We start from the raw sequence: 16544 nt of genomic DNA on the forward strand, positions 1-16544 counted from the left end.
TGCATCCAGTTTCCTTTCTTTACTGCATTACATAATATTTCTTACAGCTATTTTTACGGGATGATACAGCAGTAAGAGAAGGGCTGTTATCAAGGCTAGCCAGAATAATCCTGTAAAAATTTCCATATTGGAAAGAAGAATGGACTGTGCCGTTATTTTTGCTTTAAAAGCTCCTGCAGTCATCGATAGAGATTCATTGACCGGCAGTTTTGAAATGTGGCCTCCAAAAATCTGATTCCATTGGCTGTAAAAGACAGGGTTAGTGTCAGTAAGGGTAAAACTAAGAGCATCAGAATGTTTTAACGTTAAAAAAAGCATTACATTCTGCATTAAAGCATATCCGCTGGCTGTTGCCCAGAAGCGGGTAGTAGTTCCCATAGCACTGGCATTCGCTACATATTCTTCCGGCATTCCTGAGATCAGAAAGAATACCAGAGGAGTGAATAATAATCCCTGGGCTACACCCTGCAGAAATAAGGGCGGGCATATGGTGGAAAGGGTAGTATCCGGATAAAAAGTATAGGTAAACCAGGCGCAATCTATTGCCAATAAAAGGAAACCTGTAAAGAAGACTATTCTGGAAGAAATTCCACGAACCAGACAAATGCCTGATACAAAAACTCCAATAAGTGTTCCTGCTACATTCCAATATTGAATATTAACGATATAATCCCATGGCCATTTCCATACAGTCGCCATAATACTGTATACATTATTCAATCCTGAGCGGATAATATAGAAAATAAAGAAGAGAATCATCCCTGTAATCACATTTTTTGAATTGAAAACCTCAAAATGGAATAAGGGTCGTTTTGAGGATCTTTGTTTAAGCATAAATAATCCTCCGGAAATCATAAATATAAATAAGCAGATAACGATTGAATCGGACTCAAGCCACATCAGTCTTTTTCCATAGATAATAGCATATGCTCCCGATTGCAGGCATACCCAGAGTAAAAACCAGCTTGGAAGATCCATTTGGTACAGTGGTTTTTTAGGAAAAAATCGATTTCTGTTGAAAATAGCAATTCCCAGTATCAATACAAAAACGTGAAAATACGCCATCATTAAAATCATATGTTGAAAATCGTAATCCTGAATACTTGATTTTAATAAGGTTGTTGTTACTGTTCCTCCTGTCAGCATAAGAGAATACATAAAGAGGTAAGCAATAACTTTGGCGTGTCTGGTTTTTAGTTCGGCTATAATTAAAGGCAGGAAAATAGCGCCTTCCAACAATCCAAAAAATCCTTCTAAAAATCGTATGACCAAAATAACATGATAATCATTGGTGACAGATAAAATATAAAGAAGAATTACTGAAACAGAAGACATCAGCAGGACATAATATTTCACACTGAAATAGGCCATAAACCTTTGTAAAACTAAGAGAGTAACGACAAATGTTCCATACATCAACATCATTAAGTATTGAATGTCATCGGAATCTACCCCCATAAAAGAAGAGGTGAAAGCACTGTTGGAATGTAACAGCGACAACAACATGATATGGGGAAATAATGCCAGTACAAGAAGTGGTAGTTTCAGCCATTGAGGTAACCATTGATGATAAACTGTATTGTGTTGCATAGAATAGTGGTGAAAAGCTGAGAATGCAGATAGGTGCATTCACTTTTTCTGTGGAATAAAAAAAGCGAAAAGACAAAAGAGCAAGGTGTAAAAGTAAAAGGTAAAATGACAAATATGCTCAGTAAAAAAATAAGCAGATCTGTAATTTTTGCGGTCTTGCCTTTTCGCTAAAAAAATCTAACATTAATTTGAAAATTTGAAATATGATGATTGGAAAATAAAAAGAAGTATGATTTTGCATTCTAATACTCTAGTATTCTCAAACCCTAATACTCTCAAACTATATCTTCTTCGCACTTACCAGAACATTCATTCCGGAAAGCAGTTTTTCATTATCTTTATTGTGATCAAGGATAATTTTCACGGGAAATCTCTGTTCTATTTTCACAAAGTTTCCGGTAGCATTGTCAGGCTTTACCAGGGAAAATTGAGATCCTGATGCCGGTGAAACAGAAACAACCCTTCCTTTGAACTCAATATCGGGATACGCATCTGCTGTAATGGTCACTTCCTGCTTCTGGTCAATCTGTCCAAGCTGGGTTTCTTTATAATTGGCAATGATCCATTTTTCTTTGCTGACCATCTGTACCAAGGCCTGACCTTCCTTGATTAGTTGCCCTTCCTGAATTGTTTTTTTACCCACCCATCCGTCGTAAGGTGCAGTAATAACAGTATATGAAAGGAAAAGTTTGGCATTATTTAAGTTGGCAGAACTCTGCTGGATCTGGCTTTTGGCCGGTGCAACCTTGGTCTGTTGTTCATTGGCTCCGGCTCTGACCGCATTTTTCTGCTGATCCAATGCCATGAGATTGGCTTTAGCCTGCTCATAGGAAGCCTTTACATTTTCAAATTCCTGTTCTGTAGCAGCATCTTCCGATAGCAGGTTTTTATATCTTTTATAGTCTTGTTCAGTTTTCCAGATGTCTATTTTGGCTGAAGCTATTTTGGCATCAATGATTTTGGTATCGCTTTCTTTGGTGCTCACCCCACTTTGAATGGTTGTAATATTTTCAGTCGTCGTATGAAGATTGGCTTCTGCTACTTTTACCTGGTTTACAAATTCCCTGTTGTCTATCACGATCAGTGTATCACCTTGATGTACAAATTGATTTTCATTGAATCTGATCGTTTTGATAAATCCTGAGACTTTACTGGATACAGGAGTAATATATTGTTCGATTTGAGCATCATTGGTGGTTACATTTTTCCTTGAAAACAGATAAAAACTCACCATTCCGGTAATTCCGCTGATGATCAGGATCCAGGCCAGTAAAGTAATGGTCTTGTTGATTCTTTTTTCCTTTTGTGTCAGTTCTTTCTTTGCCATAGTTTTTATAAGTTTCCAATCGTATATTGGAGTTGGTAGTATTTTAGTTGTCGGTTAATTTTCACAGAAATAAGATTGGATTCAGCTTCCAGATAAGTATTATCGGCATCAATGAGCTCGGTGATCAGACTTAATTTATTGGCATATTTTGTCCTTACAATACGATAGTTTTCTTTAGCCTGATCAATAGCCTCTTCAGCTATTTTTACTTTCTGATCAGTTTCTTCAAACTTTTTGTAGGCTTCATATACACTGTGCCGGATCTTCTCATCATTCTCTTCAATCTGAAGTTTTGCCAGGTCAATATTCTCTTTCGCTTCCTGCATCCTGTATTTATTTTTATACAGGTTTTCTATAGGGTAGGTGAGATTCACTCCAAGCATTCCCAAACGGTACGCATAGGGTTCCGGAGGGAAAAACATCATATTCGGATATTTTAAGAAATATTCGCCTCCTGCCGTAATTTTAGGTAAATAATTGGCTTTGGTGATCTTCCGGTCCAGTTCTTTCAGAGAAAGATTCTTGTGTGTAATGTCTACAGATTCATTTTTGTGTAAAGCGGTTTCAGTAAGTTCTTCAAGGTAAGGAATAGTCACCGTATCAGAGATCAGATCTTCTGTATCTGCATGCATTTCCTGGCTTTCCGGAAGAGAAAGAATGGTTTTCAGCTTATGTTCTGCAATCTGAACATCATTGTCAAGTTCTGTCCAGCTCATTTTGTGGTTGGATAGTTGTAAAGAAGTTCTCAGTACCTCATTCACCGTAACTACACCATTGGCCTTTAATGCTTTTACCTGTTTGATATTCACAGAATCTTCTTTCATTTTATCATTAATAAGGCTCTGCTGTTCTTTTAAATGGTGGATCTGTAGAAAAGCAGTAATAATCTCCATGGTAAGCTGTCTTTCATCCAGATGAGTTCTCAAACCTGAAATTTCAGTGTCAATAGCTGCTTTCTTTTCCGTATTTTTTATTCTTCCTCCCATATATACCGGGATTGAAGCTGATAAGGTAAAATCATACATTCCGTTGATGACGTCATATTTTGTAGCTTCATTGAATACACCGTTTTGATGCTGAAAAAGATTGGTTACCTGATTATAGCTGGTATGAAACTCAATGTCCGGAAGTTTTTCCATTTTAAGATCTTTCTCTTTGGTAACAGACATTTCCTGTTTTAAATGGCTGATCAGAATGTTCTTGTTGTTTTTCAGACCAATGCCTACAGCCTGTTGCAAGCTGAGATGCTGATAATCGATCATTTGTGTATGTAAAAGGTTGCTTACCAATAATAAGCACAACGCGATGCATTGATATTTACATGCGTTAAATATCATATTCATAATTTATTTAAAGGATTTTTGCTAAAATGATTTTGATGCAGCAAAGTTACGATCACTAGCATATGACCCTATTTGTGAAAACAGAAAAAGATTTGCTCATTTGCGCCAATTTGAAATTTCTTCTTACCTTTACCCTATGAATGACAGTCATTTTAAAGCAGTAGAAGAAGAAGATGCCGAATTTTATGTATATCATGTGCTTACGGGAAATGTGACTACAGATATTCATTACCACAGTTCTGCACAATTAATCTATGCAGAAGGAGGTATTGTACACGTTTTCACAGAACTGAAACACTGGTATCTTCCGGCAAGATGCTTTATGTGGATTCCGGCCGGAACACCCCATTATATTTTCTCTACCAGTCCGAAAGTGGATTTGTATAATTTCTATTTTAAAAAAGAGGCGGAGGAGAATGGCCGTTTTGATGAAATTAATATCTATTCGGTTAATAACTTACTCCGGGAAATGATTTTATATACAAAAGAATGGGATGGGAAAATCACAAAAAATGATGGCTCTCAGTATAATTTTCTTAAAGCTTTAAAGGGTGTTCTTTCCGAAACTATTGATAAAAAACTGGCATTTCCGGTTCAGCATCCCTTTCCAAAAGATGAAACACTGCTGAAAATTGCAAAGTACATTCATGCCAACCTTGAGAAGCCACTTAGCATTGAATTTACGGCTAAAGAATTCGGAATGAGTACAAGAACCCTGTCGAGGAAGTTTAAAGAGATTTTAGGGATGAATTACGTCCGTTTTTTAAGAGCTTTAAGGATTACCCGTTCCCTTGAACTTATGCTGGAAGGAAAATACAATATGTATGAAATAGCGATGATGGTGGGCTACAATAGCCTATCTTCTTTTAGTAACATTTTCAAAAAAATAATAGGGGTGCCTCCTACGGAATACCAACAGAAACTGAGAGGCGATAAGTAAACGGTTCCCAGAACAGGAAGGCTGGATATACTGCACAAAAAAACCACTTCAGATGAAGTGGTTTAGTATATGTAGAAATGGGCTTATTAAGCTTCTTCTTCAGTTTTAGGAGCTTCCTTCTTTGCAGGAGCCGGAGCTGCTGGAGCAGGAGGAGCGTCAGAAACGATATCGAATTCGAAATTGTATTCAACATTTCTGTGTAATCTGATGTTAGCCGTAACCTTACCAGTTCTTTTAATAGTGTTTCCTGGGATTTTGATGTATTTCTTCTCTACAGAAACTCCAGCCTTAGCAAGAGCAGCAGAAAGATCTCCATTGTTGATAGATCCGAATAATTTGTCTCCAGAACCTACTTTTGCAGGAATAGTAATAGAAGTTTTCTTTAATTGCTCAACTACAGTGTTTGCAGTAGCGATTAATTTAGCTTCTTCTTCTTTTCTAGCTTCTAAAGTTGCTTCTAAAGTAGCTTTGTTTTTAGGTGTAGCTAAAAGTGCAAATCCTTGAGGGATTAAGAAGTTTCTAGCATAACCTGGCTTTACGTTTACTGTATCAAACTCAAGTCCTAAGTTTTCTACGTCTTTTTTTAGGATAATTTCCATTGTTGTTGTCCGTTTTTTAGTTTTAGAGAAAAGAACAAAGAAAAAAGAAAAAAGACAGGTGTCTTAAAAATTATTTCTTTCCTTTAATCTAAAAATCGTTAGAATTAATTATTTATTCAGCAACTTAAAAAAAGAGAAAATGACCGAAGTCTTTTCTCTTTCTTCTTGTTTCTTTTATATCTTACTTTAATAAGTCAGCTACGTATGGTAATAAAGATAAGTGTCTTGCTCTTTTAATAGCAGCAGAAACTTTTCTTTGGTATTTTAAAGAAGTACCAGTGTATCTTCTTGGTAAAATTTTACCTTGCTCGTTAACGAACTGTAATAAGAAATCAGCATCTTTGTAATCAACGTGCTTAATTCCGTATTTTTTGAATCTACAATATTTCTTTTCAGATTTTGTATTGATATCAAGCGGAGTAAGGAATTTTACTTCTGATTCTCCTCCAGCTGAGGCTTGTTTAGCCATTTCATCTATTGCCATGTCTTGTCGTTTTAAAAAATAGGGTTAATTAATTAAGCTTTAGCTGCTTTTACTTTAGTTCTTCTAGTTACAGCGTACTCAATAGCATGCTTATCAAGTTTTGTTGTAAGGTAACGGATTACTCTTTCGTCACGTTTGAATGCTAATTCTAAATCGCCAACGATAGTTCCTTCTCCTTTAAACTCGATTAAAGTGTAGAATCCGTTCTTTTTTAATTGGATCGGATAAGCTAATTTTTTTAATCCCCAGTTTTCTTTAGCAACGATTTCGCAGTTCTTTTCTTTTAAAAGATCTACATACTTGTTCACTGCTTCCTCTACCTGTGATTCAGATAGAACGGGAGTTAAAATGAAAACAGTTTCGTAATTGTTCATAATGTTAAATGAATTTGTTAATTATTTCGAGGTGCAAAATTAGAAAATATATTTATAATATGCAAGAGTAGAGGTGAAATAATTGAGGGGCTAAAAGTTGAGATAAGAGAGGAAAGGGGTGTAGGATTTAAGTCTAAACTAATCTTTTTCCCGGATTTCCGTTAAAAAATTAACCTTCAGTACATCATACAGCGAATGTCTGCTTACTAAAATAGAGGCAATAGAAGATACCATTCCGGCAAGCATAAGGTGGAAAATTAAGGAATGTCTGTCGGTCATTTCCAGAACGATAATTGCTGAAGTAAACGGAGCTCTGGTAATTCCTGTCAGAAAAGCAACCATGCCGGCGAGAATCACAACATTGGTTTCGTTGGGTGTTAGGTGGATAGCTCCTGAGATTACAGAACCTATGCTTGCTCCGGCACTGAGAGCCGGTGCAAAAATACCACCTGCACCTCCTGATGTAAAAGAAAGGGCAGGGCCAAGCATTCTTAAAATCGGGACATACCAGTCTTCATGTTTATCTTTGGTGAAAAGAACACGTTCCATAATCTCTTTTCCTGAACCCAGAATTTCCCTGTTAATAAAGTAAGCGATAGAGGCTATAACCAGAGCGCAAATAATAAGGAACAGCACCGTGGCTTTATCTGTTTTCAGTTTTTTCTTTTTCCAGCTATTGATTTTAAGCATAATAACGGAAAGCTGGCTTGCAAGAATACCTGCAGTTGCTGCTACAAGCACAATAGGGAACATAATGAGTAAAGAAACGTCATGTGTTTTCGGATATCCCAAATAGAGATAAGATCCGGCTAATGTTTGTGCGGTAAGGCCGGCAATAATAACGGCTGTAAATAAAGCCGTTTTAAAATAATTGATATGGGTTTTTGAAAGTTCTTCTACTGCAAATACAATTCCACCCAACGGAGTGTTGAAGGCGGCAGCAAGTCCGGCAGCAGCTCCGGTCATAATCATATTTTTTTTGGAGATTTTCGGCCACCATTCAGGAAGGTATTCGTTTACTTTTCTGAAAACAGAACCCGCAATCTGAATTGTGGGACCTTCACGCCCTACGGCACCTCCTCCAATCACTAAAATGACAGAAGACAGGATTTTGAAAAAAATAATTTTAAGACTTAAAAGGCTTCTGATCTTTTTATGTTCCTTCGGATTGGCAAGTTCTACTGCTGCCATTACCTGTGGAATGCCACTTCCTTTAGCATTAGGAGCGAATTCTTTTACCAGCCACCAGGAAAGTACGAATCCGACAGGGGCTATAATGAAAATCATCCATGCATGCCAGTTAAAGATAAAATTCATGAGGTTTTCACCCCATGCAAATATTTTGGCATACAATACAGCAAAAAAACCGGTAATAACAGATCCTATCCAGAAGGGAATGGCTTGAAGCAGATTATATTTTAGCTGCTCATTCCGAATATTGTCAAAAGATTTTTTAACGGATCTCCGTATAAAAGCAAGGATTTTCAGCATTTGTCTATTTTCTGGGATGAAATTACGGTAAAATTTTGAGATTTATATTTCCTCTAAAAACTTTGCGATAGATAGGGTATTATTTACACTTAATTCTTTTGGAATCCCAATGCTTAAAATAGTATTTTTAATTTCAAGTCTAAAATCCTTATCGGGAAAAGATTGCATATAAACACCGATTGGTGTCTTAATTAAAGTCTGGTGCAAAAATAGAATAATTTTTGAAAGAATTGATAGAGTGTATCTATAAAAAACAAATATCATTATAATACAAAACAGGCTTTCATTTTTGAAAGCCTGTTGTAGTTTATTTTAAGATCCGCTGAAGACGACGGCACTTCCTATGCCATAAATCAATAAGAGAACAAGGGTGAAAATTAAATTTACATTCCTCAGTTTAAGTTTTTCGCTGCCCTGAAGAATGACCATTTCAATAATGATGAAAAGCAGCCATACAGCATGAAATATCATCATAAGGAAAAGGTAACCCAGAACATCCCAGCCTTTGGCCTGGCTCATGGCAATTAAAAAAGCAACACTTCCAAAAATAAGTACTGCAAGACGTATCAAAATATGTTTTTTTACGTTTTGGCCAGTAGGTTGAATACTTTTTTCTTCGTCCTGTTTTATTTCAAAAAGTTCCCTAAGCTCACGATTCATTCCTTTTGTTTATTGTATAATTTAACGAAAAACTGTAGAATTCCCATAAAACAGATAAGATTTAAAACACCAAAAACGCGAAACAGCTCCATAGAGTAAAACTCAAAAAAACTGGAAATAAACTGAATAAGATCAATAAGAATAATGAGGCTTAGTGAAATTATTGCAATTAGAGTTGCATTTTTCATGTAATATCTGTTTAAGTGTTGGTTAGACTATTGTTTTCTGGTTAAATTTTAAAGGAAGTATCTTCTGCTTTTATATCTCCGTGTTCAGATCCCAGTTTTCAAGATAGTCATGTACATGTTTCAGCATCATTCCTCCTAAAGATCCGTCTACTACTCTGTGGTCATAAGAGTGAGACATGAACATTAAGTTTCTGATCGCAATAACATCTCCGTCTGCTGTTTCAAGAACCGCAGGTTTCTTAACGATAGCTCCAATTGCTAAAATAGCAACCTGAGGCTGTGGAATAATTGGAGTTCCCATAAGGTTTCCAAAGCTTCCCACATTAGAGATGGTATATGTAGCTCCTTGTGTATCTTCCGGTCTTAATTTTTTATTTCTTGCTCTGTAAGCCAGATCATTGATTGCTTTTGCAAGACCTGACAGTGATAACTGATCTGCATTTTTAATAACAGGAACAATAAGGTTTCCGTCAGGAAGGGCAGTAGCCATACCAATATTGATGTTTTTCTTCTTGATGATATTGTCTCCACTGATAGAAACGTTGATCATCGGGAAGTCCTGAATTGCTTTTACAATCGCTTTCACGAAAATAGGCATGAACGTCAGTTTTTCACCTTCACGTTTTTCAAAGATTGCTTTGTTTTTGTTTCTCCATTTTACAACGTTGGTAACGTCTGTTTCTATGAAAGAAGTAACGTGTGGAGCAATATGTTTTGCTTTCACCATATTTTCAGCGATGATCTTTCTCATTCTGTCCATTGGAATGATCTCATCACCTGCGCTTACCGGAACTGTAGCTGCCGGAGCAGATACTGCCGGTTTCGGAGCGGAAGCTGCCTGTACCGGAGCTGCTTGCTGAGCCGGCTGGTTTCCTCTGTTCGCTACATAGGCTAATATATCTTCTTTGGTAATTCTTCCTTCCAAACCGCTTCCTTTGATAGACTTCAGTTCAGTTTCAGAAATGTTTTCCTGTTGTGCAATTGATTTTACAAGTGGAGATAAATAAAGGTCTCCTGAGAATTCTACATTTGAAGCAGCTACAGTTTGTAATGGCTCTTCAATTGTTTTTAATGTTTCAGTGTCCGGAGTAGCAGCCGGAGTTTCCGTTTTTACTTCCTCTGATGAAGTGCCTTCTCCTTCGATTTCTAAAATAGCAATGGCTTCACCAACTTTGGCAACTTCATCTTTTTGCTTTAAAATTTTTACAATTTTCCCCGAAACTGGTGTCGGAACGTCTGAATCTACTTTATCTGTTGCAATTTCTACTACAGAGTCATCTTCTTTTACGTTATCACCTTCATTGAATAACCAAGTGATAATTGTCGCTTCCATAACCCCTTCTCCCATGGAAGGAAGCAATAATTTGTATTCTGCCATTTTTGATTTTTAGATTTTGACAAATATATAAAAAAAATCGGTTTTTTTATGAAATATATAATTTTAGGAGAATTCAATATAGATATTCTCGCCTACATTCAATCCAAACAGGCTTTTGGCCCCATTTTTCTTGCTCCCTTTATAGATGGTAAGTTCCAAAAGCTGACTGTCATTGAAGATCGCAGCAGATTGCCCATGGAATTCTGTCTCCCTTTCCCAATCGGAAACGACTTCCGTATGGCTTGAAAAAATTCTTGAAAGGGTGAGATTTCTGAATTTTATAGTAAAACTTGTATAGGCTTTGCCTGCACTTTCGAAGAAATCTTTGCTGATATTTGAAATTATATTTCCGAAATTATCAATATAGGTAACCTCCCCAATAATCATTCCCTCAGATTCATTAAGGACAGGTCTTGGGAACATCAGCTGCTTAGTGGTTTCTATTTTCCGTCCAATGACCTCCGGGAGTCCCCCGTTTGCAAGATGTACGGCTGCAGGAACAAAAATATCAGTAGAGGTGAAGTCTATGATATCATCAAAACGGTTATTCAGCGTAATCTCATAGATCGCTTCAGGTTTGATGTCAAAAAATATAAGACTTAAAAGACCGTTGTCTGCTGCCAGAAAGTAAGAGCCATCTGCTTTGTAAAGAATATTTTTTCTTGATTTGTTGAAAAAACTGTCTACCGCAAGGATATGTATGGTTCCTTTTGGAAAGTATTTATAGGCATTTCTTACAATGTATGAAGTTTGTATAAGGTTGAATGCCTGGATATCGTGGGTTATATCAACAATATTAACCTCAGGGTTTAGAGACAGAATTTTGCCTTTCACAGCCGAAACTCTGTAATCTAAATTTCCGAAATCCGAAGTAAGGGTAATAATTGACATGAGCAATTTTAGAATAGTGAAGTATTGCAAAGTTATTTAAAATAAAAAGAATGCCCGAAAGATTGTTGAAAAGAATTTGATATAAATTTGAAAAAAAGCTTTAATTTTAAAATCTAAAATAAAAATACTGCATGTTTGAATTAACCTATGATTTGGAAGATACTGATTTGAAAATCTTCTATGGAGTTAGTAACCAATATTTCAACTTAATAAAATCAAGCTTCCCCACTCTTAAAATTACAGGAAGAGATCATTTTATCTTTGCGATGGGAAATCAGGAGGTTTTAGACATATTGAAGCAAAAACTGGATGATATCGTCAGTTTTATTTCTAAAAACAATTCGATACAGCTTAAAGATGTTGAAAATATTCTCAATATTAAAGACGAAAATGAGAAACAACTGATTTTTGATCAGGATATTATTGTAAAGGGAGTCAATGGAAAAATAATAAAAGCGAAAACCACCAATCTTAAAAAACTGGTTAAGGAAACAGAGAAAAAAGATATGGTTTTTGCAATTGGTCCTGCGGGAACCGGAAAAACATATACCAGTGTGGCACTAGCTGCAAGGGCTTTAAGAGATAAAGAGGTAAAAAGAATTGTTCTCACAAGACCTGCAGTAGAAGCAGGGGAGAGCCTTGGTTTTTTACCGGGAGATCTTAAAGAAAAACTGGATCCTTATTTACAGCCTTTATATGATGCACTTCGCGATATGATCCCTCATGAAAAGCTTGAAGGTTACATGGAGAAAAAAATAATCGAGGTAGCACCCCTGGCTTTTATGAGAGGACGTACTCTGGATGAAGCTTTTGTTATCCTTGATGAAGCGCAAAATACCACGCATGCTCAGATGAAAATGTTTTTGACGAGAATGGGGATGAATGCTAAGTTTATCATTACCGGAGATCCAAGCCAGATTGACCTTCCAAAAAATCAGCAGTCCGGATTGAAAGAGGCAATGAGAATCTTAGGAGGAGTAAAAGAAATTGGGTTTGTGCATCTTACGGAAGAAGATGTGGTAAGACACCCTGTGGTAAGAAAAATTATCCTGGCATATAATGATGAGGAAAAAAGACTGAGAAATGACTAATTTCATGTAAAAAAGTTTCCATTAACCTTCTATTAACGTTTGTTTTATTCTTTAAAATTTGTTTAATAGAAAAAAATAATTAGTTTTGCAGACCTAAAATTAAAGACTAATTACAATGAAAAAACTTTTACTTATTGCAGCAGTAGCTGTCATGGGAGCAAATGTAAACGCTCAGGAAACAAAATTTGGAGCTAAAGCCGGATATTCTTTATCTACGTTGAAAATGAAGGCTGATGGCCAATCTGAGAGTTCAGATCCAATGCATACATTCTATGTAGGAGGTTTGGTTGAGCATAAATTCGGAGACAAATTCGGAATTCAGGGGGAAGTTTTATATTCGCCACTTGGAGGAAAAGTAGACGAAACAGGTGCATTTGAAGGAGATTTCGACGGAAATGTTCGTGTAAAAGCAAAAACGACTTTCGGTACTTTATTGATTCCTGTATCTGCTAAATATTTTATTACTGAAAATTTAGCTGTTTCTGCTGGTGCAAGTTTTGGTATTATCCTTACTGCTAAAGCAAAATATGAAGTAACAGGAGGAGCGGAGATTCCGGGAGAGCTTGCTGCTGAATTTGGTTTAGGAGATAAAGTAGATATCAAAGATCAGGTGAATACTTTGAATATTGCTCCTTTCATCGGTGCAGAATATGCTTTGGAAAACGGATTGTTCTTTGATGCAAGATACAACTACGGTGTTTCTAACCTGGCAAAAGATTCAGGAGACGGAAAATTAACGAACAGCTTCCTGCAAGTAGGTATCGGTTTCAAATTCGGAGGAAACTAATTCTTTAAGATTTTAATCTATCAAGATATAAAGCAGAACAAATTTGTTCTGCTTTTTTTATTTTAAATAATATCATTCTTAGTGGTTTAGTTTATCATAGAAATAATTAGTATTTTTGCACCATAATTCAAACGCTAGTCAAATAAATGAAAAAGCTATTATTAATTGGTGCTTTTGCACTTTTAGGAGGTGCTGCTCAAGCACAGGAAGGTTTTAAACTAGGTGGACATATTGGTGTTCCTGTATCTGATGCAAGTGATATTTCTTCATTTACATTAGGTGTAGACGCTGCTTATATGTGGAATATTACAAAAGGTCTTGACCTTGGAGTTACAACAGGATATTCTCATTTCTTTGGAAAAGATAATTTTGATGATTTCGGATTTATTCCGGTAGCAGTATCCGGTAAGTATAAATTTTCTGGTGCTCCTATCTTTGTAGGGTTAGATCTTGGATATGGTATTTCTACAAAGGATGGTATGGACGGAGGTTTCTATGCACAGCCAAAATTCGGATATCAAATGTCTAAAGGAGAGTTGTACTTAGGATACCAGTCAATCAGTAACAGTAGAAAAGTGGGATGGGGTTCTTATAGCTGGAATGTAGGAGCAGTAAACCTTGGATACAACTTCTTTTTGAAATAAGAAAGTTTAAAAACAGTATAGCAGACTCTGGCCAAAAGCCAGAGTTTCTTATTTCTCATCATCAAGTCTATTTCTTCTGATTAATAATGCTCCAGGATACAGTGATATATAAAATATTCTTAAAGTTCTATTAAACTTACTTTCTGAGGGTTATTGTGAATTTTTTAAATATAATTCTCAAAAGGAGAGTTGGACTTTTTATAAAAATTCATAAACAATTGTTTAATTTTTAAGAGTTAATTAATTATATGTTAATATTTTACGTTATTAATTTTAACAAAAATTCTTGCAGGGGTATTATTTTTGACAAAAATGACAAATCATAAAGAGCAAAGATATCGACCTCTAATTGAAGAATCGAAATTTTTTTATTCATAATATTGTGAAAAAATCAAAAAGGTTTGTTGACTATGATTTATGTTTACAAAAGATCAATATTTAACAATGATATTAATCACGTTAACAAATTTTAATATTCGTGGAGGCCACTGTAAATTTGCCCTCAGAAAGTATTAAAATTTTTTAAAATGAAAAAAATATTATTAGCGGGTGCTGTTGCACTTTTTGGTTTATCAAACGCTCAGATTGCTAAAGGAACTACATATTTATCAGGTCAAGTAGGTTATTCTCAAACTGAAAATAACAATACAGATAAAAAAGTTGAGAGCTACAAAGTTCTTCCAACTGTAGGATATTTCGTAGATACTAACTTAGCAGTAGGTTTAGGTTTAGGTTACAAAAATGATAACACAAAAACTGTTTCTACAATTGGTGCAACTACTGTAGATGCAAAAGAAACTGTTTCTGGATTTGTTGTAGCTCCATTTGTAAGAAAATACTGGACTGTTGGTGAGAAATTATATATCTTCGGTCAATTAGAAGTACCAATGGTATTTGGTCAAAATAAAGATGAAGCAACTTCTACAACTACTGTTGGAGGAACTACTGCTACTACCTCTACTTCTACTAAAAACAACTTCACTTCTATCGGAGTTAACGTTAAGCCAGGTTTAGATTATTTCTTAAACAAAAACTGGTCTATCGAAGCTACTATCGGTGAATTCGGATACAATACTTCTAAAGTAGATGTTGACGGAGCTAAGAGAGTAAACGACTATAAATTCGGATTGAATTTATCTTCTGTAACTTTCGGAGTTAAGTATGTATTTGCAAAATAATAAACAAAGCATATAGCAATGAAGCCCTGAGAATTTCTTGGGGCTTTTTTACTATTTAAATTAAAATATAATAATCATGAAAAAACTATTATTGGCAGGAGCTGTCGCTCTTTTCAGCTTTTCTAATGCCCAAATTACTAAGGGAACAACTTATCTTTCCGGACAGGTAGAGTATCGTCACAATGAAAGCAATGAATTCAACAACCTGAGAAAGGATGATGTTTTTAAAATTCTTCCCACTGCAGGATACTTCATCGATACAAATCTGGCTGTAGGATTAGGAGTGGGGTATAAAAGTGCCGTTACAAAATATAAAGTTGGGGATGTTGGTGTAAGTAATATACTTGAAATTAAAGACACGGATAATGCATTTGTGGTAGCTCCGTTTATTAGAAAGTACTGGACTTTGTCTGAAAAGTTATACATCTTTGGCCAATTACAGGTTCCGTTGGAGTTTGGTCAGTCTAAAATAGAAGCAACCAGCTCTGGTAACGGAGGGGATCCTATTCTTGATTATTTTGGTTCCCAGAAAAATAATTATACTCATATCGGGGTTAATATCAAGCCTGGTCTAGATTATTTCCTTAACAAAAACTGGAGTATTGAAGCTACCCTGGGAGAATTTGGATATAATAGATATAAAGGAGACTATGAGGGAGCTGTCAGTAGGAACAGTTATAAATTCGGACTGGATTTATCTTCTGTGACTTTTGGAGTTAAATACGTGTTTGCAAAATAAAAAACAAAACAATATAAGTAAAGCGGGAAAAGTTTATTTTTGAGCTTTATTTCAAATAGAAATTAAAATATAATAATCATGAAAAAAATTCTTTTAGTGTCAGCGCTTGCGCTTGTTGCAGGTTTGAATGCGCAGACAAAATTCGGGGTAAAAGCCGGTTATGCATTATCAAAACTAAACTCCAATGAAGATCCTGAATTTGAAGGGGTAAGTGGAAGTTTAAAATCTAAATCCGGATTTTATGTAGGCGCTTTGGTTGAACACAAATTCAACGATAAATTTGCTGTTCAGGGAGAAGTTGAGTATGCAAATTTAGGTGGAAAAGTCGAAGTAGGATTTCCTTCCAATATTAAAGTGACTGAAAAGCTTAATTTTAACAGGATTTTAATTCCTATATCAGCAAGATATTATGCAACACCTGAGTTGGGAATCTATGCAGGTCCGTATGTAAGCTTTAAGACAAATACTACAGCCAAAATAGAAGTAAGTGGAGCTATGGCAGATCCAAGAGCCATCAGAGAAGGCGAGGAGTTCCTTGAAAGAGCTTTTAATGATAATATGAAGTCTACGGATTTCGGTTTGTTCTTCGGAGCTGATTATAATGTTTATAAAGGATTATTTGTAGATGCCCGTTATAGTTTTGGACTTACTAATATGCTTAAAAATCCTGTTAATGATGAAAAGCTGAAGATGAATTTCTTCCAGATCGGATTAGGATATAAGTTTAAATAAACAGATCTATGACTAGTCCTGAAAATCCGATACAGATTAAAGGACAAAAATAAATAATTAAACCAGAGCAAATTTGTTTTTGCTTTGGTTTTTGTTTTTATAGGTTTT

General features: G+C 35.6%; 17 protein-coding genes. 7 read left to right on the forward strand and 10 right to left on the reverse strand.

The features are described 5' to 3' along the window. Window positions 1-27: 27 nt before the first annotated feature. The 3 genes from DRF57_RS22300 to DRF57_RS22310 form a co-directional block, all read right to left on the reverse strand. Complete coding sequence (locus DRF57_RS22300; protein WP_123863374.1) at window positions 28-1590, reverse strand: MFS transporter; 1563 nt, start codon at window positions 1588-1590, stop codon at window positions 28-30. A 280-nt stretch (window positions 1591-1870) separates the two neighbouring features. Then, entirely contained in the window at window positions 1871-2917 is a 1047-nt protein-coding gene (locus tag DRF57_RS22305; protein WP_084083876.1) for an HlyD family secretion protein, read from the reverse strand. Window positions 2918-2922: 5 nt separating this feature from the next. After that, a complete protein-coding gene (locus tag DRF57_RS22310; RefSeq protein ID WP_228450436.1) occupies window positions 2923-4254 on the reverse strand; it encodes a TolC family protein in 1332 nt (443 codons plus the stop codon). 106 nt (window positions 4255-4360) lie between these two features. Between DRF57_RS22310 and DRF57_RS22315 the strand changes: the two genes are divergently transcribed. After that, window positions 4361-5200, forward strand: a complete 840-nt coding sequence (locus tag DRF57_RS22315; protein WP_228450437.1) for a helix-turn-helix domain-containing protein — start codon at window positions 4361-4363, stop codon at window positions 5198-5200. A gap of 86 nt (window positions 5201-5286) precedes the next feature. Here DRF57_RS22315 and rplI read toward each other — a convergent pair whose 3' ends face one another. The 7 genes from rplI to DRF57_RS22360 all read right to left on the reverse strand — a co-directional run bounded on the left by rplI (window position 5287) and on the right by DRF57_RS22360 (window position 11265). Then, window positions 5287-5799 (reverse strand): 50S ribosomal protein L9, encoded by a 513-nt coding sequence (gene rplI / locus DRF57_RS22320; RefSeq protein ID WP_047490961.1) that lies wholly within the window; start codon window positions 5797-5799, stop codon window positions 5287-5289. Between the two features lie 181 nt (window positions 5800-5980). Further along, window positions 5981-6283 (reverse strand): 30S ribosomal protein S18, encoded by a 303-nt coding sequence (gene rpsR / locus DRF57_RS22325; protein WP_034706728.1) that lies wholly within the window; start codon window positions 6281-6283, stop codon window positions 5981-5983. Between the two features lie 32 nt (window positions 6284-6315). Beyond that, complete coding sequence (gene rpsF, locus DRF57_RS22330; protein ID WP_047490958.1) at window positions 6316-6657, reverse strand: 30S ribosomal protein S6; 342 nt, start codon at window positions 6655-6657, stop codon at window positions 6316-6318. A 138-nt stretch (window positions 6658-6795) separates the two neighbouring features. Next, window positions 6796-8148 (reverse strand): chloride channel protein, encoded by a 1353-nt coding sequence (locus DRF57_RS22335; protein WP_115920940.1) that lies wholly within the window; start codon window positions 8146-8148, stop codon window positions 6796-6798. A gap of 312 nt (window positions 8149-8460) precedes the next feature. After that, the gene (locus DRF57_RS22345; RefSeq protein WP_047490949.1) at window positions 8461-8808 is read right to left on the reverse strand and encodes a hypothetical protein; all 348 of its coding nucleotides are present in this window, start codon (window positions 8806-8808) and stop codon (window positions 8461-8463) included. 258 nt (window positions 8809-9066) lie between these two features. Further along, a complete protein-coding gene (locus DRF57_RS22355) occupies window positions 9067-10374 on the reverse strand; it encodes a dihydrolipoamide acetyltransferase family protein (protein WP_047490944.1) in 1308 nt (435 codons plus the stop codon). A gap of 63 nt (window positions 10375-10437) precedes the next feature. Continuing rightward, complete coding sequence (locus tag DRF57_RS22360; RefSeq protein ID WP_047490941.1) at window positions 10438-11265, reverse strand: SAM hydrolase/SAM-dependent halogenase family protein; 828 nt, start codon at window positions 11263-11265, stop codon at window positions 10438-10440. 131 nt (window positions 11266-11396) lie between these two features. Here DRF57_RS22360 and DRF57_RS22365 point away from each other — a divergent pair, with 131 nt between their 5' ends. The 6 genes from DRF57_RS22365 to DRF57_RS22390 all read left to right on the forward strand — a co-directional run bounded on the left by DRF57_RS22365 (window position 11397) and on the right by DRF57_RS22390 (window position 16436). After that, complete coding sequence (locus DRF57_RS22365) at window positions 11397-12356, forward strand: PhoH family protein (protein WP_047490938.1); 960 nt, start codon at window positions 11397-11399, stop codon at window positions 12354-12356. A 115-nt stretch (window positions 12357-12471) separates the two neighbouring features. Then, window positions 12472-13143, forward strand: a complete 672-nt coding sequence (locus DRF57_RS22370) for a porin family protein (RefSeq protein ID WP_047490935.1) — start codon at window positions 12472-12474, stop codon at window positions 13141-13143. 146 nt (window positions 13144-13289) lie between these two features. Beyond that, window positions 13290-13787 (forward strand): hypothetical protein, encoded by a 498-nt coding sequence (locus DRF57_RS22375; protein ID WP_047490934.1) that lies wholly within the window; start codon window positions 13290-13292, stop codon window positions 13785-13787. 527 nt (window positions 13788-14314) lie between these two features. Beyond that, the gene (locus DRF57_RS22380; protein ID WP_047490931.1) at window positions 14315-14965 is read left to right on the forward strand and encodes an outer membrane beta-barrel protein; all 651 of its coding nucleotides are present in this window, start codon (window positions 14315-14317) and stop codon (window positions 14963-14965) included. 76 nt (window positions 14966-15041) lie between these two features. Then, window positions 15042-15704: an outer membrane beta-barrel protein gene (locus DRF57_RS22385; RefSeq protein WP_115920944.1), complete on the forward strand. Its 663-nt coding sequence runs from the start codon at window positions 15042-15044 to the stop codon at window positions 15702-15704. Window positions 15705-15782: 78 nt separating this feature from the next. After that, entirely contained in the window at window positions 15783-16436 is a 654-nt protein-coding gene (locus tag DRF57_RS22390; protein WP_052188668.1) for a porin family protein, read from the forward strand. Window positions 16437-16544: the final 108 nt, after the last annotated feature.

Origin of the sequence: Chryseobacterium rhizosphaerae (assembly GCF_003385455.1) — a bacterium.
In the GTDB taxonomy this organism is placed as follows: Bacteria; Bacteroidota; Bacteroidia; order Flavobacteriales; family Weeksellaceae; genus Chryseobacterium; species Chryseobacterium rhizosphaerae.

What these genes read in the sequence shown, in the direction of transcription:
- DRF57_RS22385 (WP_115920944.1), top strand. Translation starts at nt 15,042, where the DNA reads ATGAAAAAACTATTATTGGCAGGAGCTGTCGCTCTTTTCAGCTTTTCT.
- rpsF (WP_047490958.1), bottom strand. Translation starts at nt 6,657, where the DNA reads ATGAACAATTACGAAACTGTTTTCATTTTAACTCCCGTTCTATCTGAA.
- DRF57_RS22345 (WP_047490949.1), bottom strand. Translation starts at nt 8,808, where the DNA reads ATGAATCGTGAGCTTAGGGAACTTTTTGAAATAAAACAGGACGAAGAA.
- rplI (WP_047490961.1), bottom strand. Translation starts at nt 5,799, where the DNA reads ATGGAAATTATCCTAAAAAAAGACGTAGAAAACTTAGGACTTGAGTTT.
- DRF57_RS22370 (WP_047490935.1), top strand. Translation starts at nt 12,472, where the DNA reads ATGAAAAAACTTTTACTTATTGCAGCAGTAGCTGTCATGGGAGCAAAT.
- DRF57_RS22300 (WP_123863374.1), bottom strand. Translation starts at nt 1,590, where the DNA reads ATGCAACACAATACAGTTTATCATCAATGGTTACCTCAATGGCTGAAA.
- DRF57_RS22355 (WP_047490944.1), bottom strand. Translation starts at nt 10,374, where the DNA reads ATGGCAGAATACAAATTATTGCTTCCTTCCATGGGAGAAGGGGTTATG.
- DRF57_RS22360 (WP_047490941.1), bottom strand. Translation starts at nt 11,265, where the DNA reads ATGTCAATTATTACCCTTACTTCGGATTTCGGAAATTTAGATTACAGA.
- DRF57_RS22375 (WP_047490934.1), top strand. Translation starts at nt 13,290, where the DNA reads ATGAAAAAGCTATTATTAATTGGTGCTTTTGCACTTTTAGGAGGTGCT.
- DRF57_RS22380 (WP_047490931.1), top strand. Translation starts at nt 14,315, where the DNA reads ATGAAAAAAATATTATTAGCGGGTGCTGTTGCACTTTTTGGTTTATCA.
- DRF57_RS22310 (WP_228450436.1), bottom strand. Translation starts at nt 4,254, where the DNA reads ATGATATTTAACGCATGTAAATATCAATGCATCGCGTTGTGCTTATTA.
- rpsR (WP_034706728.1), bottom strand. Translation starts at nt 6,283, where the DNA reads ATGGCAATAGATGAAATGGCTAAACAAGCCTCAGCTGGAGGAGAATCA.
- DRF57_RS22390 (WP_052188668.1), top strand. Translation starts at nt 15,783, where the DNA reads ATGAAAAAAATTCTTTTAGTGTCAGCGCTTGCGCTTGTTGCAGGTTTG.
- DRF57_RS22305 (WP_084083876.1), bottom strand. Translation starts at nt 2,917, where the DNA reads ATGGCAAAGAAAGAACTGACACAAAAGGAAAAAAGAATCAACAAGACC.
- DRF57_RS22365 (WP_047490938.1), top strand. Translation starts at nt 11,397, where the DNA reads ATGTTTGAATTAACCTATGATTTGGAAGATACTGATTTGAAAATCTTC.
- DRF57_RS22335 (WP_115920940.1), bottom strand. Translation starts at nt 8,148, where the DNA reads ATGCTGAAAATCCTTGCTTTTATACGGAGATCCGTTAAAAAATCTTTT.